The sequence below is a fragment of the Profundibacter amoris genome, from assembly GCF_003544895.1.
In the GTDB taxonomy this organism is placed as follows: domain Bacteria; phylum Pseudomonadota; class Alphaproteobacteria; order Rhodobacterales; family Rhodobacteraceae; genus Profundibacter; species Profundibacter amoris.
In genome coordinates, this window is sequence record NZ_CP032125.1 from 1,746,466 (window position 1) to 1,772,264 (window position 25,799).

The 25,799-nt window shown below is 57.8% G+C and carries 23 protein-coding genes; 7 read left to right on the top strand and 16 right to left on the bottom strand.

The features are described 5' to 3' along the window. The 4 genes from BAR1_RS08715 to gluQRS all read left to right on the top strand — a co-directional run bounded on the left by BAR1_RS08715 (position 1) and on the right by gluQRS (position 6,281). A complete protein-coding gene (locus tag BAR1_RS08715) occupies positions 1-1,059 on the top strand; it encodes an ornithine cyclodeaminase (RefSeq protein ID WP_118942663.1) in 1,059 nt (352 codons plus the stop codon). Between the two features lie 94 nt (positions 1,060-1,153). Further along, a complete protein-coding gene (gene gyrA / locus BAR1_RS08720) occupies positions 1,154-3,883 on the top strand; it encodes a DNA gyrase subunit A (RefSeq protein WP_118942664.1) in 2,730 nt (909 codons plus the stop codon). An 84-nt stretch (positions 3,884-3,967) separates the two neighbouring features. Further along, positions 3,968-5,317 carry a methylenetetrahydrofolate--tRNA-(uracil(54)-C(5))-methyltransferase (FADH(2)-oxidizing) TrmFO gene (gene trmFO, locus BAR1_RS08725; protein WP_118942665.1) on the top strand — a complete coding sequence of 450 codons (1,350 nt, stop codon included), beginning with the start codon at positions 3,968-3,970 and terminating at the stop codon, positions 5,315-5,317. Between the two features lie 112 nt (positions 5,318-5,429). Further along, positions 5,430-6,281 carry a tRNA glutamyl-Q(34) synthetase GluQRS gene (gene gluQRS, locus BAR1_RS08730; RefSeq protein WP_118942666.1) on the top strand — a complete coding sequence of 284 codons (852 nt, stop codon included), beginning with the start codon at positions 5,430-5,432 and terminating at the stop codon, positions 6,279-6,281. A 75-nt stretch (positions 6,282-6,356) separates the two neighbouring features. Here the strand turns inward: gluQRS and BAR1_RS08735 are convergent, their stop codons facing one another. Together BAR1_RS08735 and hisI are read right to left on the bottom strand one after the other, a co-directional pair. Further along, positions 6,357-7,082: a hypothetical protein gene (locus BAR1_RS08735; RefSeq protein WP_118942667.1), complete on the bottom strand. Its 726-nt coding sequence runs from the start codon at positions 7,080-7,082 to the stop codon at positions 6,357-6,359. 45 nt (positions 7,083-7,127) lie between these two features. Next, positions 7,128-7,487, bottom strand: a complete 360-nt coding sequence (hisI, locus tag BAR1_RS08740) for a phosphoribosyl-AMP cyclohydrolase (protein ID WP_194295029.1) — start codon at positions 7,485-7,487, stop codon at positions 7,128-7,130. A 66-nt stretch (positions 7,488-7,553) separates the two neighbouring features. Here hisI and BAR1_RS08745 point away from each other — a divergent pair, with 66 nt between their 5' ends. Together BAR1_RS08745 and BAR1_RS08750 are read left to right on the top strand one after the other, a co-directional pair. After that, complete coding sequence (locus BAR1_RS08745) at positions 7,554-8,006, top strand: iron-sulfur cluster assembly scaffold protein (protein WP_118942668.1); 453 nt, start codon at positions 7,554-7,556, stop codon at positions 8,004-8,006. Between the two features lie 54 nt (positions 8,007-8,060). After that, complete coding sequence (locus BAR1_RS08750) at positions 8,061-9,467, top strand: methyl-accepting chemotaxis protein (protein ID WP_118942669.1); 1,407 nt, start codon at positions 8,061-8,063, stop codon at positions 9,465-9,467. Positions 9,468-9,656: 189 nt separating this feature from the next. On the opposite strand, the gene BAR1_RS18280 is transcribed toward BAR1_RS08750, so the two are convergent. The 5 genes from BAR1_RS18280 to sciP form a co-directional block, all read right to left on the bottom strand. Then, positions 9,657-9,779 (bottom strand): hypothetical protein, encoded by a 123-nt coding sequence (locus BAR1_RS18280; RefSeq protein ID WP_267128386.1) that lies wholly within the window; start codon positions 9,777-9,779, stop codon positions 9,657-9,659. A gap of 113 nt (positions 9,780-9,892) precedes the next feature. Beyond that, positions 9,893-11,983 (bottom strand): ATP-dependent DNA helicase RecG, encoded by a 2,091-nt coding sequence (gene recG, locus BAR1_RS08755; protein WP_118942670.1) that lies wholly within the window; start codon positions 11,981-11,983, stop codon positions 9,893-9,895. After that, complete coding sequence (ligA, locus tag BAR1_RS08760; protein ID WP_118942671.1) at positions 11,980-14,106, bottom strand: NAD-dependent DNA ligase LigA; 2,127 nt, start codon at positions 14,104-14,106, stop codon at positions 11,980-11,982. The genes recG and ligA overlap by 4 nt, the downstream gene beginning before the upstream one ends. 112 nt (positions 14,107-14,218) lie before the next feature. After that, on the bottom strand, positions 14,219-14,932 hold the full coding sequence (gene ctrA / locus BAR1_RS08765; RefSeq protein WP_118942672.1) for a response regulator transcription factor CtrA: 714 nt from the start codon (positions 14,930-14,932) through the stop codon (positions 14,219-14,221). A 100-nt stretch (positions 14,933-15,032) separates the two neighbouring features. After that, the gene (gene sciP, locus BAR1_RS08770) at positions 15,033-15,311 is read right to left on the bottom strand and encodes a CtrA inhibitor SciP (RefSeq protein ID WP_118942673.1); all 279 of its coding nucleotides are present in this window, start codon (positions 15,309-15,311) and stop codon (positions 15,033-15,035) included. Positions 15,312-15,428: 117 nt separating this feature from the next. Here sciP and mnmA point away from each other — a divergent pair, with 117 nt between their 5' ends. Further along, positions 15,429-16,577 (top strand): tRNA 2-thiouridine(34) synthase MnmA, encoded by a 1,149-nt coding sequence (gene mnmA / locus BAR1_RS08775; protein WP_118942674.1) that lies wholly within the window; start codon positions 15,429-15,431, stop codon positions 16,575-16,577. A gap of 118 nt (positions 16,578-16,695) precedes the next feature. Here mnmA and lpxB read toward each other — a convergent pair whose 3' ends face one another. The 9 genes from lpxB to dxr all read right to left on the bottom strand — a co-directional run bounded on the left by lpxB (position 16,696) and on the right by dxr (position 25,799). After that, positions 16,696-17,829: a lipid-A-disaccharide synthase gene (lpxB, locus tag BAR1_RS08780; protein ID WP_118942675.1), complete on the bottom strand. Its 1,134-nt coding sequence runs from the start codon at positions 17,827-17,829 to the stop codon at positions 16,696-16,698. After that, complete coding sequence (locus BAR1_RS08785; protein WP_118942676.1) at positions 17,829-18,632, bottom strand: LpxI family protein; 804 nt, start codon at positions 18,630-18,632, stop codon at positions 17,829-17,831. Before BAR1_RS08785 ends, lpxB begins: the two co-directional genes overlap by 1 nt. A gap of 4 nt (positions 18,633-18,636) precedes the next feature. After that, a complete protein-coding gene (gene lpxA, locus BAR1_RS08790) occupies positions 18,637-19,434 on the bottom strand; it encodes an acyl-ACP--UDP-N-acetylglucosamine O-acyltransferase (RefSeq protein WP_118942677.1) in 798 nt (265 codons plus the stop codon). After that, a complete protein-coding gene (fabZ, locus tag BAR1_RS08795; RefSeq protein ID WP_118942678.1) occupies positions 19,434-19,895 on the bottom strand; it encodes a 3-hydroxyacyl-ACP dehydratase FabZ in 462 nt (153 codons plus the stop codon). Before fabZ ends, lpxA begins: the two co-directional genes overlap by 1 nt. Before the next feature lie 99 nt (positions 19,896-19,994). Next, positions 19,995-20,561, bottom strand: a complete 567-nt coding sequence (locus BAR1_RS08800) for an OmpH family outer membrane protein (protein ID WP_162891721.1) — start codon at positions 20,559-20,561, stop codon at positions 19,995-19,997. 7 nt (positions 20,562-20,568) lie between these two features. After that, positions 20,569-22,833, bottom strand: a complete 2,265-nt coding sequence (bamA, locus tag BAR1_RS08805; RefSeq protein WP_162891722.1) for an outer membrane protein assembly factor BamA — start codon at positions 22,831-22,833, stop codon at positions 20,569-20,571. Between the two features lie 226 nt (positions 22,834-23,059). Beyond that, positions 23,060-23,194, bottom strand: coding sequence for a hypothetical protein (locus tag BAR1_RS18285; RefSeq protein ID WP_267128387.1), 135 nt, complete (start codon positions 23,192-23,194; stop codon positions 23,060-23,062). 83 nt (positions 23,195-23,277) lie between these two features. Next, complete coding sequence (rseP, locus tag BAR1_RS08810) at positions 23,278-24,615, bottom strand: RIP metalloprotease RseP (protein WP_118942681.1); 1,338 nt, start codon at positions 24,613-24,615, stop codon at positions 23,278-23,280. Positions 24,616-24,626: 11 nt separating this feature from the next. Beyond that, on the bottom strand, positions 24,627-25,799 hold the full coding sequence (gene dxr, locus BAR1_RS08815; protein WP_118942682.1) for a 1-deoxy-D-xylulose-5-phosphate reductoisomerase: 1,173 nt from the start codon (positions 25,797-25,799) through the stop codon (positions 24,627-24,629).

Consider the following 25,799-nt stretch of genomic DNA (forward strand, 5'->3'; position numbering starts at 1 on the left):
ATGACAATCCCCGCCCCCTCGAAACTGGCCTATGTGCCGTTTGTGTCTGTCGATAACATGATGAAGCTGGTGCATCACATCGGCGTTGAGCAGGTGCTGGCCGATCTGGCCCGCTATATTCAGGATGATTTCGCCCGCTGGGAATTGTTCGACAAAACCCCGCGCGTGGCGTCGCATTCCACAGAAGGCGTGATCGAACTGATGCCCACATCGGATGGCGAAGTATACGGGTTCAAATACGTCAACGGCCACCCAGCAAACATGAAGAAAGGGCTGCAAACCGTTACAGCCTTTGGTCTATTGGCGGATGTGGCCAGCGGTTATCCGGTGATGCTGTCGGAAATGACCATCCTGACAGCGCTGCGCACGGCGGCAACATCGGCGATGGTGGCCAAACATCTGGCGCCCAAGGGGGCGAAAACACTGGCGATGATCGGCAATGGCGCGCAAAGCGAATTTCAGGCGTTGGCGATGAAAACCGTCTGCGGCATCGAAAACCTGCGCCTATACGATATCGACCCCGCTGCCACCGCCAAATGCAAGGCCAATCTGGCCGGTAGCGGGCTGAACATCACCGCCTGCCCCAGCCCCGAAGCGGCGATTGAAGGCGCACAGATCATCACCACCTGCACCGCCGACAAACAATACGCCACCATCCTGACCGACAACATGGTCGGCGCGGGTGTGCATATCAATGCGATTGGCGGTGATTGCCCCGGCAAAACCGAACTGCACCGCGATATCCTGCTGCGCAGCGATATTTTTGTCGAGTTCCCCGAACAAACCCGCATAGAAGGCGAAATCCAGCAGTTGGAGGCCGATTACCCCGTAACCGAGATCTGGCAAGTGATCAACGGCACTGCCAAGGGCCGCACATCCGATGCCCAAATCACCCTGTTTGACGGTGTCGGCTTTGCGATCGAGGATTTTTCCGCCCTGCGCTATGTGCATGACCAGTTGCAGGATGGCAATTTCTATCAGGATCTGGATATGGTCGCCGACCCCGACGATCCGCGTGATCTGTTCGGCATGTTGCAGCGCGCAAAAGGCGGGAAATAGCGAAAAAATCCGCACCCCCATTGCACACAACATGTGCCATCCTGTATAGTCAAAGCAACAAAATACAGCTTCAGGCGAACAGGCGGAAATCAACGTGAACGACACCCCGGAAACACCAGAAAACGAAGAAGAAAACCAGACTCCGGCATATGTGTATGACGGCCCTTCGATCTCGATCACCTCCGAGATGAAAACATCCTACCTCGACTACGCGATGAGCGTGATCGTTTCGCGGGCGATTCCCGACCTGCGCGACGGGTTGAAACCGGTGCACCGGCGCATTCTTTATGCAATGTACGAGGGCGGCAATACGGCCGATAAACCCTACCGCAAATCGGCCCGCGCGGTGGGTGACGTGATGGGTAAATATCACCCGCACGGCGATAGCGCGATCTATGACGCGCTGGTGCGGATGGCGCAGGATTTCTCGATGTCGCTGCCGCTTCTGGATGGTCAGGGCAACTTTGGCTCGATGGATGGCGATAACGCCGCCGCGATGCGTTATACCGAGGTCCGGCTGGACAAACCCTCGGCCTTTCTGACCGCCGATATTGAAAAAGACACGGTCGATTTTCAGGACAATTACGACGGCAAGGATCAGGAACCCACCGTCCTGCCCGCCCGTTACCCCAATATGCTGGTCAACGGTGCCGGCGGTATTGCGGTTGGCATGGCCACCAACATCCCGCCGCACAATCTGGGCGAGGTGATCGAGGCCACCTTGGCGCTGATCGAAAATCCCGATCTGACCACGGAAGAACTGATTGAATACGTCCCCGGCCCCGATTTCCCGACCGGCGGCATCATGCTGGGGCGCTCGGGCGCGCGCAAAGCCTATCTTGAAGGGCGCGGCAGCGTCATCATACGCGCCAAAACCCGCACCGAGGAAATCCGCAAGGACCGTTACGCCATCGTCATCGACGAAATCCCCTATCAGGTGAACAAGGCGTCGATGATCGAAAAGATCGCCGAACAGGTGCGCGAGAAACGCATCGAAGGTGTGTCCCACGTTCAGGATGAATCCGATCGCAACGGCGTGCGTGTGGTGGTCGAGCTGAAGCGCGATGCCACCTCCGAAGTGGTGCTGAACCAGTTGTTCCGCTTTACCCCGATGCAAACCAGTTTCGGTTGCAACATGCTGGCGCTGAACGGCGGACGGCCCGAAACCTTGACCCTGCGCCGCTTCCTGACCTTATTCATTACCTTCCGCGAAGAAGTGGTCGCACGCCGCACCGCCTATGAACTGCGCAAGGCCCGCGAGCGCAGTCATATCCTGTGTGGTCTGGCCGTGGCGGTGTCCAACGTCGATGAAATCGTTGCCACCATCCGGTCATCCGCCGACCCTGCCGAGGCGCGCGAGAAACTGATGACGCGCCGCTGGCCGGCCGGCGATATTCTGGAATATATCGCGCTGATTGACGATCCGACCCACAAGGCCAATGACGATGGCACCTACAACCTGTCCGAAACACAGGCCCGCGCCATTCTGGAACTGCGCCTGCAACGGCTGACGGCGATGGGTGTCAAGGAAGTCACCGACGAGTTGCAAACGCTGGCCGCCGCCATCCGCGAATACCTTGATATCCTGCGCTCGCGCGACCGGATCATGGCGATCATCGCGGATGAGTTGCGCGAGGTGAAGGAAAAATTCGCCGTGGACCGCCGCACCACCATCGTTGACTGGTCCGGTGATATGGAAGACGAAGACCTGATCGAAAAGGAAGACATGGTCGTTACCGTCACATCCGGCGGCTATATCAAACGCACCCCGCTGGCCGATTTCCGCGCCCAAAAACGCGGCGGCAAGGGGCTGGCCGGTATGCAGACCAAAGAAGAGGATGTGATCACCAACCTTTTCGTCGCCAACACCCATACGCAGCTGTTGTTCTTCACCACCGAAGGCATGGTTTACAAGTTGAAAACATGGCGCTTGCCACAGGGCGGGCGCACCGCCAAAGGCAAGGCGATCGTCAACATCCTGCCGATCCCCGCAGGTGTTTCCGTGGCCGCGATCATGCCGGTGGATGCGGATGAAAAGGACTGGGGCGATCTGCAGATTTTCTTTGCCACCGACGCCGGTGACGTGCGCCGCAATGCGCTGTCCGATTTCACCAACGTGCGCGCCAACGGCAAAATCGCCATGAAACTGCCCGAGGGCGTGGAACTGGTCAACGCCCGCATCTGCACCGAAGACGATGATGTGATGCTGTTCACCGCCGGTGGCCGCGCCATCCGTTTCCCCACCACCGCCGTGCGGGTCTTCAAGGGCCGCGACAGCACCGGCGTGCGCGGGATCAGGCTGAAAGACGGCGAAAAGGTTGTCTCGATGTCGATCATCCGCCATTTCGAAGCCTCGTCCGAAGAACGCATCGCTTACCTGAAAATGCGCCGTGCGCTGGCGGGGGCTGATGACACCGAGGTCGAAACCGAAGAAGAAGGCGAAGGCGCCATCACCCAGGAACGGTTCGAGGAAATGCAGGCCATTGAAAACCTGATCCTGACCATCACCTCGGGCGGCTCGGGCAAACTCTCGTCCAGCCACGACTACCCCGTGCGCGGACGCGGCGGCATGGGCGTTGCGGCAATGGACAAGGCCATGCGCGGCGGCGATCTTGTCGCCTCCTTCGCGGTGGAAATGGAAGACCAGATCATGTTAGCCACCTCCAAAGGCCAATCCATCCGCTGCCCAGTCAACGGCATCTCGTTTCGCTCGCGCTCTGCCGGCGGGGTCAAGGTGTTTGACACAGCCAAAGGCGAAGTTGTGGTCTCGGTTGCATGGATCGCAGAACGCGACGAGGATGACACGGAAGAAGCCGAAGAATAGCCTTCTTCGTTCATTATCGTTCCCTAAATATCCCGGGGGTGCGGGGGCTGGCCCCCGCTCCTGCCCGACACAAAAGGCATTGATATGACCGACACACTCCACATCATTGGCGGCGGCATGGCCGGCGCCGAGGCCGCATGGCAAGCCGCAAATATGGGCGTGCCTGTGGTGATCCATGAAATGCGCCCGAAGGTGAAAACCTTTGCCCACCGCACCGGTAATCTGGGGGAAATGGTTTGTTCCAATTCCTTTCGCTCGGACGATGACGAATCCAACGCCGTCGGCCTGCTGCACTGGGAAATGCGCACAGCGGGTGGCATCATCATCAGCAGCGCCGATCAACACGCCCTGCCCGCCGGATCGGCCCTTGCGGTGGACCGCGACCCGTTTAGCGAAACCGTCACCAAACGCCTGCTGGACCATCCGCTGATCACCCTTGATAGCAATGAGATCACCGAATTGCCCATGGACGGCAACTGGATCATCGCCACAGGCCCGCTGACCTCATCCGCTCTGGGCCAATCCATCGCCGCCCACACCGGCGCCGATGCGCTGGCGTTTTTCGACGCCATCGCCCCCATCGTCTATGCTGAAAGCATCAACATGGACACCTGCTGGATGCAGTCACGTTACGATAAAGGCGACACCGATGAAGAGCGCAAAGCCTATCTGAACTGCCCGATGGACAAGCAGCAATACGAGGCCTTTATCGATGCCCTGTTGGCCGCCGACAAAACCGAATTCCACGAGGGCGAGACTGCCGGATACTTTGACGGCTGCCTGCCGATCGAGGTGATGGCCGAGCGGGGGCGCGAGACCCTGCGCTTTGGCCCGATGAAACCGGTTGGCCTGACCAACCCGCACCGCCCCGATGACAAACCCTATGCCGTGGTGCAATTGCGCCGCGATAACGCCTTGGGAACGCTGTATAATATCGTCGGCTTTCAGACAAAAATGAAACACGGCGCCCAGACAGAAGTGTTCAGAATGATCCCCGGTCTGGAAAACGCCAGCTTTGCCCGTCTGGGCGGTATCCACCGCAACACATTCATCAATTCGCCCACCCTGCTGGATCATCAACTGCGCCTGAAATCCCGCCCCAACATCCGTTTCGCGGGGCAAATCACCGGCGTTGAGGGCTATGTTGAATCCGCCGCGATGGGCCTGCTGGCGGGTCGTATGGCCGCCGGTGAAATACTGGGCCGCCTCGTGGAAACCCCGCCGCTGGATACCGCGATGGGGGCTTTGGTGAACCACATCACCGGTGGCGCAGCGGCCAAGACCTTCCAGCCGATGAACGTCAACTTCGGTCTGTTTCAGCCGATAGATGCAAAACACGGACGCAAGAACCGCAAGACCCGTTACAAAGCCTATACCGACCGCGCCAAAGCGGCGTGGCAGGAATGGCTGGACGCGCAAAAACCCACCGCCTAAAGCATTTCCAGTTTATACTGAATCGCTTTTCGCTGCCTCAAGCCTTTGGCTTGAACGCAAAAAGCGATACTCCTGTTTCAAAATAAACTGGAAACGCTATAACGTGGCGAACATGCGCACCCGTTTTGCCCCGTCCCCCACAGGCCCGCTGCATCTGGGCCACGCCTATTCTGCCCTGCTGGCCTTTGACATGGCGCAGGCGGCGGGCGGCGCATTCCTGTTGCGGATCGAGGACATAGACCAAAGCCGCGCCCGCCCGCAGTGGGAGGCACAGATCTATGACGATCTGCACTGGCTGGGGCTTGACTGGCCAGAACCGGTGATGCGCCAGTCAGACCGGATGCCGTCCTACCGGCAGGCCCTTGCAAAACTGGACGCCATGGGACTGCTCTATCGCTGCACCTGCAACCGCCGCGATATCGAGGCCGCTGTTTCCGCCCCACAAGAAGGCGTTGAACCCGCCTTTGGGCCGGACGGGCTGATTTATCCTGGCACATGCCGGAATGCGGGTCACACGGATAGCAACGCCGCCTTTCGGCTGAATATGGCCAAAACCTGTGACCTGCTGGGCAATCCGGTGCTCGAGTTCAGCGAAACCGGCCCCGCGCACAAAGGCAGTCACCGGATTACCCCTGATGATCTGATCAATCGCATTGGCGACATCGTTCTGGCCCGCCGCGATATGGGGACCTCTTATCATCTGTCCGTGGTGCTGGATGACGCGGCGCAGGAAATCACCGATGTAATCCGTGGGGAAGACCTGTTCGAAGCCACCAAAATCCACGTCCTGTTGCAAGCCTTGTTAGACCTGCCCACCCCCGCCTATCATCACCACCGTCTGATCCGTGACGAGGCGGGCAAACGGCTGGCAAAACGCGACGACGCCCGTGCCATCGCCAAATACCGCGCGGATGGCGCAAGCCCTGCGGACATCCGCCGTATGCTGGCGCTGCCCCGCACCTGATGCGGGGCCACCCGGTTGGCTGGGATTACAGGCGCAGGTCCCGGATCAAGTCCGGGACAGCACATACCCGGACTGTCAGTCCAGCGACCGCCAGGGTTTTGGCAGGATCACCCAGTGATTATTCACATAAACCAGCCCGTCAAAGGCCAACCCGCTGGTTTCGCCTTTTCTGACAAACTTGAACCGCACGATCGGCACGTCAGATTTGAAATACTGCACCACTTTGCGATAGCCACCGGGGAATTCATCCATCGCCGGATCGCCCGCCGCCAGCTTGGCGGTGGTGGTATAGATCATATACAAATCATCATGCTCGGGCTTGGGGCCGAATTTGATCCCCGGTTTCAAAGCGGCAGCATAGGTTTCGATCATTTTACTGGCCAGCGGATCACTGTAAACCGCCCGCACATCTTCCGGCTTGGGCAACAGTGCGCCCGTCAGTGCCACAAGATCCTCGCTTGGGTCAAAAAACCGCATCAACAGCGCCCGCGCCTCGGCTTTGCTACCGGCTGCTGGGCCAGCGTCCTGTTTCGAACTGCCTCCCACCAGATCCAGCAAGGATTTCCCCGGTTTGCAAGCCTTGCTCAGGTTGCCCAAAATCACCCCGACATTGGCCAGATCAACCGGTCTTGCATCCGTTTGCTGTGACGCCAGATAGCCAAAGGTCCACGCCCCGACCATCGCCAAAGTGGTTTCATCCGCATCCCTTAGAATATCCGTGCAGGGCTGTTTTGGATCAAACCCCTGGGCCTGTGCACCGGATACTGCCAAGGCCGCAACAGCCCCTAATAATTTTCCCATAATTACACTCCTGAAATAGGTTTTCGTAAAACTATGGGAAAGACGTTATTCCATCGGCTGCATCACTTCAACTTCTTCCCCGTCCTGCACCGCCGTATAAAAACAACTGCGCCGGTTGGTATGACAGGCCGGCCCCGTCTGGCGCACCAGCACCAGCAGGCAGTCGCGGTCACAATCCACGCGCAATTCCACCAGTTGCTGCACATGGCCCGAGGTTTCCCCTTTGACCCAGAACGCCTGTCGCGAGCGCGACCAATAGGTCACCTTGCCGGTCTTTAGCGTGCGGGCAACGGCTTCGGCATTCATCCATGCCATCATAAGCACCTCGCCGGTACTTTCCTCCTGCGCAATCGCGGGGATCAGGCCATTGTTATCAAAACGTAGTGTTGCAGGGTCGAATGACATATGGAATCCTTTGCATATCCGCTGTAGACGCCTATCTAGAATACCAGCAGCCAAAAGGGAAAGCCAATGAGCGATAATGCCGAGCTGATAAAACTCTATTCCGGCCAGATTCTGGCGCTGGCGGCCGACATTCCCCAAACGGTCCGGCTGGACAATCCCCAAGCCACTGTAAAACGCCGCGCGCCGCTGTGCGGGTCCACCGTGACGGTCGATATCGTGCTGGAAGATGGCAAAATCGCACAGTTCGGACAGGATGTAAAAGCCTGCGCATTGGGTCAGGCGGCGGCCTCGGTGGTGGCAAGCCGGATCATCGGGCGCACTGCATCCGAGATCACCAAGGCGCGCGATCAACTGTCCGCCATGCTGCGCGACGGCGGCCCTGCCCCCGACGCCCCTTTTGACGGGCTGAAGGTGCTGGAACCGGCACGGGAATTCAAGAACCGCCATGCCTCGATTCTATTGGCGCTGGAAGCGACGGTCGAGGCCATCGAAACGGCCGAAAAAACGGCCTGCGCTTAACGTCACGGAAATGATTGGGCCTTAGCGTCCCTGTTTCATACACAGGAGACGTTTATGATTCCCGCGGCCGATTTTACTGATTCCAGCCCTGCAAATGACCAGATGGACAAGCTTTCGCATATCGCGTCCCGGCTTAGTCTGGAACTGGTCGATATTGCCGGCGCGCTGGACCAGATCGATAACAGCACCAGCCAGCAATTACAGTCACTGGACCATGTGCGCAGCAATGCAGACCGGATGGTGCAGGGCAACACCAGCGTGCGCAGGGCGATTGATCTGATCAATGAAACCACCACCGAAACGCTCGAGGCAGTGATTTCATCGGTTGAAAACATCCAGAGCGCAGGGAACCGCACCCAAAAACTGGCCAAATGGGTGCGCTCGCTGGACGCCCGTATCACGGAAATCGAGGATACGATCGCCTCGGCGCGGTCCAACAATGACGATATTGCCTCGATTGCGGCGCAGGTGAATATCCTTGCCATCAATGCCAAGATCGAAGCGGCACGTGCCGGCGAAGCAGGGCGCGGCTTTGCCGTTGTGGCCGAGGCAATTAACGAATTGTCACGCAAAACCGCAGGCGCTGCCGAAGGAATTTCCGACAGTATTCTGACCCTTGGCAACTGGATCGATGCCTTGCGGGGCGAGGCAGGGGTCGCCGCCGAAGATGCCGAAGGGGTTCTGGCAGAAGCGGATGACACCGACATATCCCTTTCCGGCATCGCCGAACATGTGCGGATGATCAATTCCGAAGCCAGACAGATCAAGGAAAATGCCGGAAATGTCGGAAGCGCGATTTCCGAATTTGGTGAAAGTTTTGACCGGATGGGCAGCGCACTGGAAGGCACGGCCACCGGCATCCATCAGGTGCGTGATCGCGCCGATACCATGGTCGATCAGGCCGAATGTCTGGTGCAATGCAGCGTATCCCTGGGCGGCGCCAGTCAGGATTCCCGTTTTATCGACGAAGTGCAGGCGCGGGCCGCGCTGGTTTCGATGGCATTTGAAGAGGCGATTGCAAACCGGACGATTGCCCGCGAGGCGCTGTTCAAACCGACGTATACCCCGATCGACGGCAGTGACCCGCAACAGTTCATGACCGAATTTACCGATCTGACCGACAGCATCTTGCCCCCGATTCAGGAACCGGCGCTGGATTTCGACCCCTCGGTGGTGTTCTGTGCTGCAATCGATCGCAATGGGTATATCCCGACCCACAACAACCGGTTTTCGCAACCGATGGGGGATGATCCGGTCTGGAACATGGCCAATTGCAGAAACCGGCGCATTTTTAACGACAAGGTTGGCCTGAAAGCGGGCAACAACAAACAACCCTTCCTATTGCAGGTTTACCGCCGCGATATGGGCGGCGGCGAATTTGTCACCATGAAGGATGTCTCGGCCCCGATCCTTGTGGGCGGGCAGTTGTGGGGCGGGTTGCGGCTGGCCTATACATTATAGAAAAAACCGCCGCACTTCTGGGGACAGAAGGCGGCGGCAAGTGGCCAAGTCTGATGTGGTCCGGTTCCGCTTGGACGAGAAAGAGGCAATCTTCTCATATCCGGGATAGAAGTGTCATCGTGCAGCTGTGGGGACATATTGCACGCGGATTTTCCGGCAAAAGACGGCAGGCAAAGTCAGTAATTCGATTCAGAACAGTCCCGGTATATAAAGTGCTGCGCCCAGCATAATGATCAGGGCAGCGGCGCCCGCAGCATCCTGAAGAAGGGTTGCGTGGGATCGGGCGTAGACGGTTTTGATTTCAGCGAGCATTGTGTGGCTCCTTTGATGTTCATGTTCTGTCTGTTGCCTCTTTGTTCCTATATTTGCGTTAACTTGTAAAGAACTTTTTAAGAACATTTGTGAACAAAATGGTGTAATTATGGCTAACCAACTGAAATCAAACGAATTGCCTTATCCTGTTCCATTAACCATAACAGCACCCGCGCCGCCTTGCCGCGTTCGCCTTCCAGGGTTGGGTCCTCGGCCAGCAATTTGCGCGCATCACTTTGCGCCACCGCCATCAACCCCGCCTGCCGCTCCAGATCGGCAATCCGGAACCTTGGCAAGCCAGATTGCGCGGTGCCGATCAAATCCCCTGCCCCGCGCATGGCCAAATCTTCTTCGGCAATGCGAAACCCGTCCTCGGTCTCGCGCAAAATCTCAAGCCTGCGCGCCGCCGTTTCCGACAGCGGCGGCTGATACATCAGCAAACATGTCGATTGCTCGCTCCCGCGCCCGACCCGCCCGCGCAACTGGTGCAACTGCGCCAACCCGAAACTTTCAGCCCGCTCGATCACCATAATCGTTGCGTTGGGCACATCCACCCCGACCTCGATCACGGTTGTGGCCACCAGAACCTTGGTCTCGCCCGCTTCAAACCGTTTCATCGCCGCGTCCTTGTCCGCCGGCGGCATCTGCCCATGCACCAGCCCGACCACCCCTTCGCCAAGTGCTGCGCGTAACATTTTGAACCGTTCCTCGGCCGCGACCATATCAACGACTTCGCTTTCCTCGACCAGCGGGCAAACCCAATAGGCCTGCCGCCCCTCCGCCAGCGCCTTGCGCATATGGTCAACCACTTCGTCCACCCGTCCGGTTGATACCATCGCCGTGCGGATCGGTTTGCGCCCGGGCGGTTTTTCGTCCAGCACCGACACGTCCATATCGCCATATTGCGCCAACGACAATGAGCGCGGGATCGGCGTGGCCGTCATCACCAACACATCCGCATGCACGCCCTTGGCCGACAATTCCAGCCGCTGCCGTACCCCGAACCGGTGCTGTTCATCCACCACCGCCAACCGTAAATCGGCGAATTCCACGTCCTTCTGGAACACCGCATGGGTGCCGACCAATATCTGTATCTTGCCCGTTTTCAGCGCCGCCAGTTTCGCCGCACGCTCGCCCCCCTTATCGCGACCGGTCAGAATTTCCAGCACCACACCGGCGGCTTCGGCCAAGGGCTGCAACCCCGCCAGATGCTGACGCGCCAGAATTTCCGTTGGGGCCATCATCACCCCCTGCCCGCCCGCCTCAACCGCGATCAGCAAAGCCATCAGCGCCACCAGCGTTTTGCCCGCGCCCACATCGCCCTGCAACAAGCGGTTCATTCGTTTGGGACCGGCCATATCGGCCTCGATTTCCTTGACCGCACGGGCCTGCGCACCTGTTGGCTTATAGGGCAAAGACGCCAGAACCCTGCCCCGCAAGGCCCCCGTCCCGACCGAGACCTGCCCCTTGCCCCGCCGCTCGACCGCCCGCGCCAGCGCCAGCGTTAACTGATGGGCAAACAGTTCGTCATAGGCCAGCCGCTCGCGCGCCGGTGCCTCGGCTGCCAGATCGGCACGGGTTTGCGGTGCATGGGCCGCCGCCAAAGCATCCCTCCAATCCGGCCATTTCACCTTTTTCTTTTGCCCCGCATCGATCCATTCCGCAACTTCAGGCACCCGCGTCAACGCTGAATGGACCGCCTTTGCCATCAATCGCTGGGTAATGCCCGAGGTCAGCGGATATACCGGCTCGAATGCAAGAATTTCATCGGCTTCATCCACCCGCAACACGTGGTCGGGGTGCACGATCTGCGCGATCCCGTCAAAGATTTCCACCTTGCCCGACACCACGCGCCGCTGGCCAGTCGGCAAGATTTTTTGCAGATAATCCGGGTGCGCGTGGAAAAACACCAGTTGGAATGTGGTTTTTGCATCCGTCATTTCAACCCGATAAGGCCGCCCCCGCGCCGAAGGCGGGATATGCCGCCCCACGACGGCTTCGACCGTGACCACAGCAGGTGCCGTGACATCGCGAACACTGTCGCGGCGCTGGCGGTCAATGCCACTATGGGGCAGCGTGAAAATCAGATCGCGCGGTTTTTCCACCCCCAGCTGGGCAAAATGCGCAGCGGTTTTCGGGCCAACACCCTCAAGCGTTTCCAAGTCCGCGAACAGCGGAAACAGGATTTCCGGCCGCCCGCTCACAAGTCACCGATCAGGGCCAGCCAGCCGTCTTCGTCGATCATTTCGACACCCAGACTTTGGGCCTTTTTCGCCTTTGAGCCCGCACCCGGTCCGGCCACCACCAGATCGGTTTTCTTTGAAACCGAACCGGACACCTTGGCCCCCAAAGCTTCGGCGCGGGCCTTGGCTTCGGCGCGGGTCATTTTCTCAAGGCTGCCGGTAAAGACCACGGTTTTACCGGCTACGGGGCTGTCGACCGGCGCTGTTTTCACAGCATCCTGAGGCTCGAGTTCGGCAATCAGCCGGTCGATCGAAGCGCGCTCGTTTTCCTGATGAAAGACCGTAATCAACGATGTGGCCATCACATCGCCCACCCCATCAATCCCGATCAGATCGTCCCATTCCGGCCCCTCGTTCAGGGTGGCGCGGGTGATGGTCGCTTCGAAGTTTTCCCAAGATCCGTAGTGATCGGCCAGCAGCGATGATGCGCTGTCGCCCACATGGCGGATACCCAACGAAAAGATCAGCCGATCCAACGGAATTTTGCGTTTTTCCTCAATCGCGCGGAACAGGTTTTGCGCCGATTTCTCGCCCCAGCCCTCGCGGTTTTTCAGCTTGGTCAGGTTGGCTTCATCGCGGGCCTGAAGGGTGAAGATATCGGCAGGTTCGCGGATCGGCAATTGTTCGTCATGGTAGAACATTTCGATCTGTTTTGCCCCCAGACCTTCGATGTCAAACGCGCCGCGACTAACAAAATGTTTCAGTTTTTCTACAGCTTGGGCGGGGCAAATGATTCCGCCGGTGCAACGGCGCACCGCGTCGCCTTTTTCGCGCACCGCATCCGAACCACATTCGGGGCATTTGGTCGGGAATTCGTAGGGTTTGGAATTAGCCGGGCGTTTGGTCAGATCGACATCGGCAATTTTCGGGATCACATCACCGGCGCGATAGACCTGCACCCAGTCGCCAATTCGGATGTCTTTGCCGTCGCGGATCACGTTGCCTTTGGAGTCCAGCCCCTTGATGTAATCCTCGTTGTGCAGGGTGGCATTGGACACAACCACACCGCCAACCGTCACCGGTTTCAGGCGGGCAACCGGCGACAGGGCGCCTGTACGACCAACCTGAATGTCGATATTTTCCAGCCAGGTCCAGGCCGTTTCGGCAGGAAATTTATGGGCGATGGCCCAGCGGGGGGTGGTGGAGCGGAAACCGAGCCGGTGTTGCAAGGCAAGGTCGTTCACCTTGTAAACCACGCCATCGATGTCATAGCCAAGGGTGGCGCGCCGGCTTTCGATTTCGCGGTAATGGGCAATCATTTCCGCAGGACCATTGCATAGCCGGGTCAGCGGGTTGGTGGAAAAGCCAAGGCTTGCCAGCCACTCAATTGCCCCCATCTGGGTTTTGGCCAGCGGTTCAGACAGTTCCCCCCAGGCATAGGCAAAGAATTTCAGCGGGCGGGATCTGGTGATGCTCGCGTCCAGCTGACGAAGGGATCCGGCAGCAGCATTGCGCGGGTTGGCAAAGGGTTTTTCGCCCTTTGCCCGTTGGCGTTCGTTCAGGGTATGGAAATCGGCATGGCTCATGTAAACTTCGCCACGCACTTCCAGAATATCGGGGGCGTTTATCAGAATATGGGGAATATCCTGAACTGTCATTGCATTCGGGGTCACATTTTCCCCGACCTCGCCATCGCCACGGGTGGCGGCCTGCACCAGCTTGCCTTGCTCATAGCGCAAGGAGAGCGAAAGTCCGTCAATCTTGGGCTCTGCAGTATAGGTCAGATCCGCATCTGCATCCAGGCCCAGAAACTTGCGGATGCGAGTGTCGAAATCATAGACATCCTCGTCGGTAAAGGCATTGCCAAGTGACAGCATCCGCACCGCATGTTTAACTTTGGAAAAGCCTTCGGCCGGTGCTGCCCCTACAATATCACTGGGGCTGTCGGCGCGTTTCAGGTGGGGAAAGCGGGCCTCGATGGCCGCGTTGCGCCGTTTCAGGGCATCATATTCGGCATCCGATATATCGGGGGCGTCCCGGGTATGATAGGCCAGATTGGCACGGTTCAAGACATCGGCCAGCCGCGCCAGTTCGGCGCGGGCCTGATCCTCGTCCAGTTGCTCAACTTTGATCCGCGATCCCATCCCGACCCCTTTGTGTTTCCCTTATTGATAAGAGGGCACCACAAAGAGGTCCAGAGGGAGAGTGGTGGTCTGCCGTATGATTTCGCACCGCGCGTTGGCGGAGCGAAACCGGTCAGGCCCCGACGGCCAATGCTTCGTCCATCTCGGCCGCCACGGGATCGCGCAGCACATAGCCCCTGCCCCAGACGGTTTCGATATAATTTTCACCATCCGTGGCCTCGCACAGTTTCTTGCGCAATTTACAGATAAACACGTCGATGATCTTCAATTCCGGTTCATCCATGCCGCCATACAGGTGGTTCAGGAACATTTCCTTGGTCAGGGTCGTGCCCTTGCGCAGGGACAGCAGTTCCAGCATCTGGTATTCCTTGCCGGTCAGATGCACTGGCTTATTGTCCACCTCGACCGTTTTGGCATCCAGATTAACGCCGATTTTTCCGGTGTGGATGATCGATTGCGAATGTCCCTTTGAGCGGCGGATGATCGCATGGATCCGCGCCACAAGTTCCTCGCGATGGAACGGTTTGGTCAGATAGTCGTCCGCGCCAAATCCGAACGCCTTGATCTTGTTTTCGGTATCATCCGAACCTGTCAAAATCAGGATCGGCGTATCAATCCGCGCCAGTCGCAATTGGCGCAGCACCTCGTTGCCATTCATATCCGGCAAGCCAAGGTCCAAAAGGATCAAATCGTAATCATAAAGTTTCGCCAGGTCGATGCCTTCTTCACCCAGGTCGGTGCAGTAAACATTCAGGTTGGCATGAGTCAGCATCATTTCGATGCTTTTGGAGGTCGTTGGATCGTCCTCAACCAGCAGTACACGCATTCTAGTCTTCTCCGCTTCTTTTACCCTTCAGCAATATGGTTAACCTGCCCCCAATTGGTTAACTACAAGTTACTATAGCGGAACATTTGTAGAATTCTTCCTAAAGTTGTCGATATTTTTGTAAAGATGTGGTTTTCAGGGCGTTCTCACCATGATTTTCAATGGCAGAGCGCCAAGAATCGTACTCTTCCTGACTAAGACCATAGAGTTTCAGGGCCTCTTTTAAGGGAATCAGTCCGAAAACCACCCCCTTGACCACCGCGGCTTTGCGGCTGGCCACCCAACGGCGTGTGCTGGCAGGCGGCAAATCGGCGCGGGTCATGATACTGCCGTCCGGCAGGGTAACGGCGCGCGGACCATCAACTTTCTTTAGATACATCACTTGTCCCTCTTGCTGGTTTTGCCCAATCTGCGACAACGTGATTAAAGAGGAATGAAACGCGGCCTTGTTAATAGTTCGCATTTTCCTATATTCCGAAATACCCTGCTAACCCTTATGAACGGCTCCCTAATGACACACCCAGTTAATTCGCTTGGTTTTGCCAAGCCCCCCAAAGATACCCGCGTGGTTGTGGCCATGTCAGGTGGTGTTGACAGCTCGGTCGTGGCGGCCGAACTGGCGGCCGAGGGCTATGATGTGGTCGGGGTCACGTTGCAGTTGTATGACCACGGGGCGGCGCTGGCCAAAAAGGGGGCTTGTTGTGCCGGTATCGATATCCATGATGCCCGCCGCGTGGCCGAGGAAATGGGATTCCCGCATTACGTGCTGGATTACGAGAATATCTTCAAGGAAACAGTGATTGACGAATTTGCCGACAGTTATCTGGCGGGGGCGACACCGGTGCCCTGCATTCGCTGCAACGAGCGGGTGAAGTTCAAGGACCTGCTGGCCACAGCACGCGATCTGGACGCCGATTGCATGGCGACGGGGCATTATATCCAGCGCAAAGGGGGTGTGGGCGGGGCCGAATTGCATATGGCGGCGGACCCGATGCGTGATCAGAGCTATTTTCTGTTCCCGACCACGCAAGAGCAGCTGGATTTTCTGCGCTTTCCTTTGGGGCATCTTGAATCCAAAGCTGAAACGCGGGCTTTGGCGGTGAAGCACGGGCTGGCGGTGGCGGATAAACCGGACAGTCAGGACATTTGTTTCGTGCCCGATGGCAATTACGCGGCATTGATTGAAAAACTGCGGCCCGAGGCGGCCAGCCCGGGCAAGATTGTGGATATGGATGGCAATGTGCTGGCCGATCATCGCGGGGTGATCCATTATACCATCGGCCAGCGGCGCGGCCTTGGCATTGGCGGGCTGGAAGACCCGTTATATGTGGTGCGGCTGGATGCGGATAAGCGCGAGGTTGTGGTGGGTCCGAAAGAGGCGCTGACCACACGGATCATTCCGGTGCGCGAAATCAACTGGCTGGGGGATGCGCCGTTTGACAGTCAGGACGAATGGCATCTGGCGGTCAAGGTGCGCTCGACCCGTCCGCCACGGGCGGCGATTGTGCGGCCATTGTCGGCCACTACGGCAGAGGTGGAGTTGCTGGAGCCGGAAGAAGGCGTTTCACCGGGTCAGGCTTGTGTGTTTTACGAGGATGGGGGCAGCCGGATCTTTGGCGGGGGCTGGATTTGGCGGGGAGATTGAATTCTGGGCGTAGTAAAATAGATTCCATGCCTCCGGCGGGGAGTTTGAGCCGTCTTGGAAACGCTCCAGTGGAGCGTTTCAGGCGAAAACGGGCGACAGCCCATGGAACAAAGATCGGCTACAGTGCTTGTAATACCGCCCGGGCCGCACGTAATCCCGGCGGTTCCTGATCGCGGCCAAGGCGCTCCATTGTCAGGGCCATTGCCTGTTGCTGATTTTGCGGGTTGTTCAACACCGCAAGCACACCCAGGGCGATCTTGTCCGGCACACAGTTTTTGCCAAGAAATTCCGGCACCACGCGGGTTTCGGACACCAAATTGACCAGTGTCACCGTGTCTACCTTCAGCATCCGGCCAATCAGGTTCCGAGACAGCCAGTTCATATCATAGGCAATCACCATCGGCGTATTGGCAGCGGCCAGTTCCAGCGAAACCGTGCCCGACGCGGCCAGCGCCACATCGGCGGCGGCAAAAACGGCGCGTTTTTCCGGCAGGATGGCGGCATCCAGAACCAGCGGGGACACAGGCCAGCCAGAGGCCAACTCCCGCACCCGTGCGGCGACCGACGGGGCGGCAGGCAGTACGATACGCATCTTTGGGTGCTCGTTGAGTAATTGGCGGACGGTTTCGCCAAAGACCGGCATCAGGCGTTCGACTTCGCCACGGCGCGACCCCGGCAAGGCCAACAGCAATGGCGCGTCGTTCAGGCCGTGGCGGGTGCGGAAATCTTGCGCTTGATCGGGTGTGGCCTGTGGCTCGGCCACCACCGGATGGCCGACGAAATCACAGCCCATGCCAGCGGCCTGCATCAAGGGTGGCTCGAACGGCAGCAGGGCCAGCACATGGTCAATCACGCGAGCCATTTTCGCGGCACGCCCTTCACGCCATGCCCAGACCGACGGGGCGACGTAGTGGATGGTTCTGGTGTTGCTTTGCGCCTTGACGATTTTGGCCACCCGCAGGCAGAAATCGGGGCTGTCGATGGTGATCAGCGCGTCGGGTTTCTGCGCCAGCACCGTTTCCGCGCATTCGGCAATGCGGCGTTTCAGGGCGCGGTATTTGGGCAGCACTTCGGCCAGCCCCATCACCGAAAGCTCGTCCATCGGGAACTGGCTGTGCAACCCTTGCGCCTGCATCAGCGGGCCGCCAACACCGGAGAATTCCACATCGGGCAGAAGTTCCTTTAACCCCGCCATCAGCGCCGCACCCAAGGCATCGCCCGAAGGCTCGCCTGCGATCAGGTAAAACCGCATCAGCGTGCTTGCAGGAACAGGCCGGTTTCGGCCAGCGCCTGTTCCACCTTATCGCGCTGCAACACGTTCACCCCGCCCGCTGGAATATAGATACCGGCCAGACCGGCGGCAGCGGCGGCGCGCACGGTGTCGGGCCCGATGGTCGGCACATCAATGCGCATGTCCTGCCCGGGTTTTGGCCCCTTCACCAGCACCCCTTTGGCGCGGCGTAGATGGGTGGGCGTCTGGGCGACAAAACCCAGCATGGCATCGGTGCCCTGAATGACCTCGATACCCAGCACCTGACCGCCCGCGACAACAACAGCTTGGGACACATCCATCGAGGCAAGGGCGGTCAGGATATCCAGCCCCTTTTGCGCATCGGCAACGTCCTGTTTTTTTGGCACCGGGCCAATACGGGTTTCGGCGGGTAACATCAGATCGGGGGCAACTTCATGTGCCGCCTTGACGACAAACCCTTCTTCGGTGAACACCGCCGCGACCTCGCGCAGCAGGGCGTCATCCCCCTGCCCCATGGCCGCCATCAGGCGTGGTGCAAGGGTCATCATCTTCGCGTCAAAACTGGCGGGGTTCAGCGCGGGGCGGCTCATGGCGCCGGCAAAAACAACTTCGGTCACGCCGTGGCTGTGCAGATCCTCAAACAGGGTGCCGAGCCGATCAAACGCAGCAGGCTGATGGATCAGGCCATCCGGCACCTCAACGTCCACACCGGCAAAACTGACAAACACCGCCTGCGGATCACCCGCCGCCAGTATCTGTGGCAAGGCGCCGGTTCCGGCGAGTATGGCAAGGCGCGGTTCCATCGTGCTATTTCGGCGTCAGAAACGAGCGGTCACTGGCGCCCGTTATGAAATCGGTGATTTCCCGCACATAGGCGCTGTCGTTTTCAGCGGCCAGACGGGCGGCGCGTTCCTGAAAGGCCCCCTCGCCCTGGGCCAACATCTGGTAAGCGGCGCGTAGTGCTGTGATGTCGGCACGATCCACCCCGCGCCGTTTCAGACCGACAAGGTTCAGCCCGTCAAGCACCCCGCGCGAGGATTGCACCAACCCGAACGGGATCACATCATTGGTGACCATCGTTACCGCGCCAATGATGGCACCGCGGCCAACTCGCACAAACTGATGGATGCCGGACAGCCCGCCGATGATCACATCATCCTCGATCACGCAATGACCGGCGATGGCAACCTGATTGGCCATCACCACATTGTTGCCGACAGTCGCGTCATGGGCCACATGGGCGCCGGTCATGATCAGGCAATCATCGCCCACCCTTGTCACCCCGCCACCACCTTCGGTGCCGGTGTTCAGGGTGGCCCCCTCTCGGATGCGGTTGCGTTTGCCGATGATCAGGCGGGTTTCCTCGCCTTTGAATTTCAGGTCCTGCGGGATTTCCCCGACCGTGGCAAAGGGAAAGATCACGGTTTCCTCGTCCACCTCGGTCATGCCGGTGATTACCACATGGCTTTTCAGATGCACCTTTGGACCCAGAACCACCTTTGGCCCAACGCAGCAGAACGGGCCAATCCGGCAGCCTTCGCCTATCACCGCCCCGTCTTCGACAACGGCGCTTGCGTGGATTTCCGCTGTGGGGTGAACCGCCATTATTTATCCTCGAGCAGGTCGATCATCGCAACGATCTCGGCTTCGGCGGCGACTTCATCGCCCACCTTGGCCACACCACGGAATTTCCAGATTTTCTTGGAGCCGCGCAGCACCTCGACATGCAGTTCCAGAACGTCGCCCGGCACCACCTTGCGGCGGAATTTGCATTTGTCGATGCTCATGAAATAAACCAGCAGATCCTTGTCGACCAGATCAAGCGTGATGCCGACCAGAACGGCAGAGGTCTGGGCGATGGCTTCGACAATCATCACGCCGGGAAAGATTGGTGCGCCCGGGAAATGGCCCTGAAACTGTGGCTCGTTAAAGGTGATATTCTTGATACCAATCGCGCTTTCGTTCGATTTTATATCCACCACTTTGTCGATCAGCAAAAACGGATAGCGATGCGGAATAATCCGCTGAATGATATCCAGATCTGCTTCGGTCATCTGCTCGGCCATGTCGCTTGGTCCTATGAGTTATTATGTTTTCACTATTTGATTAACAACTCCGCCACGCCCAGACAAGCAGCCAGTGCAACAATGCAAGGTGATTTGACGCTATTCTTGTGGGGCTGCATCCTGCGTTTTACCATCGCCCAATGTGGCGTCGATCCGCTGCAGGGCCTCGTCGGTAATATCGACACCGCTGGCCACCGCAAAAACCATCCGGTTATCCAGAACAACTGCAGCGCCACGTTCATTCATCAACTCGCCCAAAATGGGCAGGATCAGATTCAGATACGCAGCCCGTTCCTGATCCAGCCGCCCCTCAAGCTCACGCGCTTTGGCATCCTGCGTGCGCCGGATTTCCTGAACCTTCGCGTCAAAAGCATCCGCCAGAATCCGGAAATCCTTTGGCGCCATCGTGGCCCGTTTTTCGGTGATGTCTTTTTCCTCGGCGGTCAAATCTGCTTCCAGCCGCTGGAACTCTTTCTGAAGCTTTTCTGTATCAGCCGCTATTTCGGCAACCACCCTTTCCCCGAACAGCGAATCAGCAAACAGGCGCTCTGGATCTATTGTCAGAATTGCTTGTGGCGGGTCTGATGTTGTCTGGGCAGTACTTTGGCCGGACCATCCCAGCCCCAGCCCTGTTGCAAACAGCACCGCCAGAATGAGCCCGCGCAAAGACATATCAGAATTGGGTCTGGATCGTCAGCTCGAACGAACGGTCGCGATCATAATCCTCTTTTTGCAATGCTTTAGAGAAGTTAAACCGCAACGGCCCAATGCCCGTGGTCCACAAGATCGAGAACCCGATAGACGAGCGCCAGTGCAATGTATCATCAACGCCGGATCCATAGGTATTATCCAGCCCCCAAACCGACCCGACATCCAGAAACAAACCGCCTTTGATGCCGTATTCTTCCGGCAAGCCCAGCGGGAATTCGGCGTCAAACCGCATCACTGCAAACATATTGCCGCCCAAGGCGTTCCCGTTGACGTCATTGCCATTACGTGGCCCGATCCCGAGGGATTCAAATCCGCGCATTTTGGCGCCGTTCAAGAAGAAACGATTGTTAACCCGGCTGTTTGTTCCGGAGAGCGATGCAATCGCCCCGCCTTCAAATACAGCCCGTAGCGTCACCTCTTCGTTGTAGACCTTGGTTTCAGCCCCGGCCAATGCTGTCGTCTTGATAAATTGGGAATCTCCGCCCAGTCCGGCAAAGTCCTGACCAAAGCGTAGCACAATACCGGCATTGGGGTTTAAACCAGTCCGCCGTGTGTCATAGCTAAATCCATAGCCCAACTGGCTGGTTATGACCGTCCCTTCGGCTTCTTCTGCTTGTAGAATCGGGGAAATAACCAGAGGCGCAACCGGCGTTGCCAGATTGAAAATCTTGTCGGAACCAAGTTGATAGCGCAGCTCAAGTCGGCCATTTTCGCTGATCGGAAATTCAAGCCCGATACCAAAACTGGCCTTACGGGTGTCAAATGTCGAATTGAACCCTTCGGTTGTCGCGTAGTTGCCGCTAAACCTTAGGCGCACTTTACGTCCCAACAGCGCCGGTTCAACAAAGCTAAATCGAACCGAATTTGTTTCGCTTGCAGTATTCAGGGAGAAATTGAAGCTTTGGCCGCGGCCCAGAAAATTGCTTTCCTGGAAACCGATGCTAAACCCAAGACCACCATCGGTGCCATAAGACGCCCCAAGGTCAAGACTGCCCGTCGGTTGTTCGGCAACATTAACATCCACAATGACCTGATCCGGTCCGGTCCCCTCACGGGCGTTTACATCTGCTTTGCTAAAGAACCCGAGGTTACGGATACGCTCTGCCGCTTCGCGAATCTGGCGCGGGTTGAACGGGTCACCCTCGACCACTTTGAACTGGCGGCGGATTACGCGGTCCAGTGTCGTTGCATTGCCCTCGATGTCGATGCGCTCGACAAAGACACGCGGGCCACGGCTGATCACAAATTCTATATCCAGCGTCAGGTCGCGGTCATTGCGGGTGACGCGCGGCTCAACCCGAATGAAGTTCATGCCTTTTTGGATCGCCAGCCGTTCCATCCGGGAAATTGTGGTTTCAACGGCAACCGGTGTATATGTCTTTCCCGATTTGATCTTGACGGCGCGCATGAATTCTTCGGCGTCCACCTCGGGCAGATCACTAACAGCCGAGATTTCGCCAAATTTGAAACGCTGTCCTTCGCGCACATTGAACGTCAGGAAAAACCCGTTGCGTTCGCGGGCGATTTCCGAATTGACCGACAGCACGCGGAAATCGATATAGCCGCGTGACAGGTAGAAATCGCGCAGGACCTGTTTGTCGAATTCCACCCGATCCGGAATAAAGGTATCTTTCTGGATAATGGACCTGAACACACCGGCCTGTTTGGTTTCAAGAACCCGCCGCAGGCGACGGTCGGAAAAGATACGGTTGCCAACGAAGCTAAGCCGTTCAATTTCAACAACCTTGCCTTCGACAATTTCAAACACCAAATCAACGCGGTTTTCAGAACGGCGGATGATTTTTGGCGTCACAGTGGCCGAATAACGCCCCTGCTGGCTGTAGGCCTCGGTCAGAACAGCGGCATCCGCCTCTGCCGTTGACGGGCTATAGACATGGCGGGACTGGGACCGGACAATTTGTGCCAGATCGGCATCTTTCAACCGCTTGTTGCCTTCAAAACTGATCCGGTTGATTGTCGGGAATTCCTTCACCTTGATCACCAAGGTGCCACCACGCGGCTCGACCGAAACGGATTCAAACAACCCGCTGTTCAAAATCCGCTGGTAAGCGTCGTTCAACTGCGCCGCCGACACGGTTTCCCCGCGGGCGATTCCTGCATAAGTCAGGATGGTTGCGGGTTCGATCCGCTGGTTTCCCTCGATCTTGACTTGGTTAAATCGGTATGATTGCGCTTGCGCCGCATTGGGCAAGGCAACATATGTCATTGATAATGCTAAAAATAATATAAGCGAAACACGACAAATCACTGCTTTGACTGCATTATATGTCACTGCTCTACCGGCTTTTATATCGGTCATGAAACCCAATCCGTTTAGATATCCCTGATACCTAGCTAACGGGTCGGTAATGGCTTGTCAAAAGGCCAAACACCATAGAACCGAATAAACTAAACCATTCGATTATAGTATTTACTGTTTTGAAAGTGAAAATTCAGTTAAGCGCAAGAGAGCCGAAAAATGCCCCGCCCCACAGGGCGCCAACGATTGTGGCCAGATACAACAACCGGTCCCAATTGATATCAATCAAAAGCGACAACCCGCGATAACTGTTTTGGATCATTTCCATAGGGCCAATCCCAGACTCAAACTTACGATATTCGCAATGTAATATCGAAATAAGGCAAGAATAGGGCGGGAATAACGGCCCTCTTATGGGCACATGAAGTCGTTATAGAGTGCAAACCCCATCAACATCAGGATCATGGCAAAGCCGGCTGTCATCAGAATATTCAGCACCTTGTCGCTGGGCGGTTTGCCTGCCACAGCCTCGTAGCTGAAAAACACCAGGTGCCCACCATCCAGCACCGGCACAGGAAACAGGTTCATCAGACCAACTGCGGTGGACAGCATGGCAATGAAATACAAAAACGCCAACACACCCTGCCGCGCAAGTTCGCCTGATATATTGGCAATGCCCACGGGGCCGGACAGGTTGCAACTGCTGATCTTGCCGGCAATCATATGGGTCAGACCGGAAATCGACTGGGTGATCACACCCCATGTGCCTTTGGCACCGATCAGCAGCGCCTCGCCTATACCGGGGCGTTCGCGGGCGGATTCAAAGAACAGGCTACCGCTGATCCCCATGATATAACGGGTCTCGAACTGGTTATCGGCAATCGGCAGGTCGCGTTTCTGCGCCTCGATCGTGTATTCCAGCACCTTACCGTCACGCCACAGTTTGATCACCGTCGGCTTGCCTGCACTGTCATTGATCAACGGGATCATCTGGCCAAATTCGTAAACCTTGGTGCCACCGATCTCCAGAATGACGTCATCCACCTGAATACCGGCCTTGTCCGCCGCCCAGCCCGGTGTCACCGCATTGACCCGCGTCGGGGACAGGGGCGGACCGGAAACCGTGACTTCCTTGCCATCGCGCAAGACCGTATAGGATAATTTCGGCTTGCTGGGCAGTGCGTCAAGGAAAGCGCCATAGCCCTCTTCATCGGGGAAGCGCACGCCTTCGATGGCCACCAGCGTGTCACCGGGTTCCAGCTCGGACAGCCCTTCGGGCAATTCGTAAACCGTGGCGATTTTGGGCGGATAGGTGGAAATCCCGTCCACCAGCGCCAGACCGGCAAAAACAATGATCGCCAGAATAAAGTTGAACACCGGCCCCGCCAGCACCGTCAGGAACCGCGCCCATAGGGGCGCGCCATGCATGGTGTGGCGCTTTTCCTCATCCGACAGGCTGCTGATGGCCTCGCCGTCCTTGCCGCTGGCAGCGTCCGCGTCGCCCAGAAACTTGACATAGCCGCCAAAGGGCAAGGCTGCGATCTGCCATTTGGTGCCGCGTTTATCAACACGCGACCACAGGGTCGGGCCAAAGCCCAGTGAAAACACCTCGGCATGGATGCCGGTCCAGCGACCAACGATGTAATGGCCGTATTCATGAATGGCCACGATCACCGACAGGGCAACGATAAAGGCCGCGACCGTAAATGCAAAATTGCCAAAAACCGGAAGTATACTTGCGAAATCCAAGGTGGTGTCCTTTATGCCTGCCGCTGGCGAATGATATCTTTGGCGGTCTGTCGTGCCAGATGGTCTGTCTTGCGCACCATATCAAGGGTGATCACGGCATTATCAAGGCGATTGTCGCTTGAAGTGCGGTTCAGTACCTCTTCCACCACCTCGGCCATGTGCATAAACCCGATCTGCCCGCCGATGAAAGCATCCAGCGCGACCTCCTTGGCGGCGTTGAATGTGGCCCCTGTCAGACCGCCCGCCTTTATCACCTCGCGGGCCAACCGCAGGGCGGGCCAGCGCAGCTCGTCCGGGGCGCGGAATTCCAGCTTGCCCAGTTTGGCAAGATCCAGACGCTCGACCGGTACATGGCCCCGCTTTGGCCAGTGCAGCGCGTAGCCGATGGCATGGCGCATATCGGCGGGGCCAACATGGGCCATCAGCGCGCCATCGACAAAGCCGACAAGGGCGTGGACCATAGATTGCGGATGCACGATCACCTCGATCTGCTCGGGACGCACATCAAAATACTCATTGGTTTCAATCACCTCCAGCGCCTTGTTAAACATGCTGGCGCTGTCGATGGTGATGCGCTGACCCATGTCCCAGTTGGGATGGGTCTGCGCCAGTTTCAGGGTTGCGGTGGCCAGTTTTTCCAGCGGCCAGTCGCGAAAGGCACCGCCCGACGCGGTGATGATGATGCGCTCGACCTTGGCAATATCCTCGCCCACCAGCGCCTGAAAGATGGCGGAATGTTCGCTGTCCACCGGCAGGATGGTTGCGCCGTATTTGCGCGCCTCGGCCATCAGCAACGGGCCTGCGGCGACCAGACTTTCCTTGTTCGCCAGCGCCAGAGTGGTACCCTGTCGCAAGGCCCGCAGCCCCGGCGCCAAACCGGCCGCACCGACAATCGCCGAAAGAATCCAGTCCGCAGGCCGGTCCGCCGCCTCGATCAAGGCCGCCTCGCCCGCCGTGGATTCAATACCGCTGCCCGCAAGTGCTGCCTGTAAATCACCCAGATATTCGGGAAAGGCCGTGACCGCCACTTCGGCCCGCAGCGCCCGCGCATCCTTGGCCAGTTGTGCGATATTGCGCCCGCCGGTCAGCGCCACCACCTGATATTTGTCCGGTTCCCGCGCAATCAGGTCAATCGCGCTTTGCCCGATCGAGCCGGTCGCGCCGAATATGCTGACCCTGCGCAT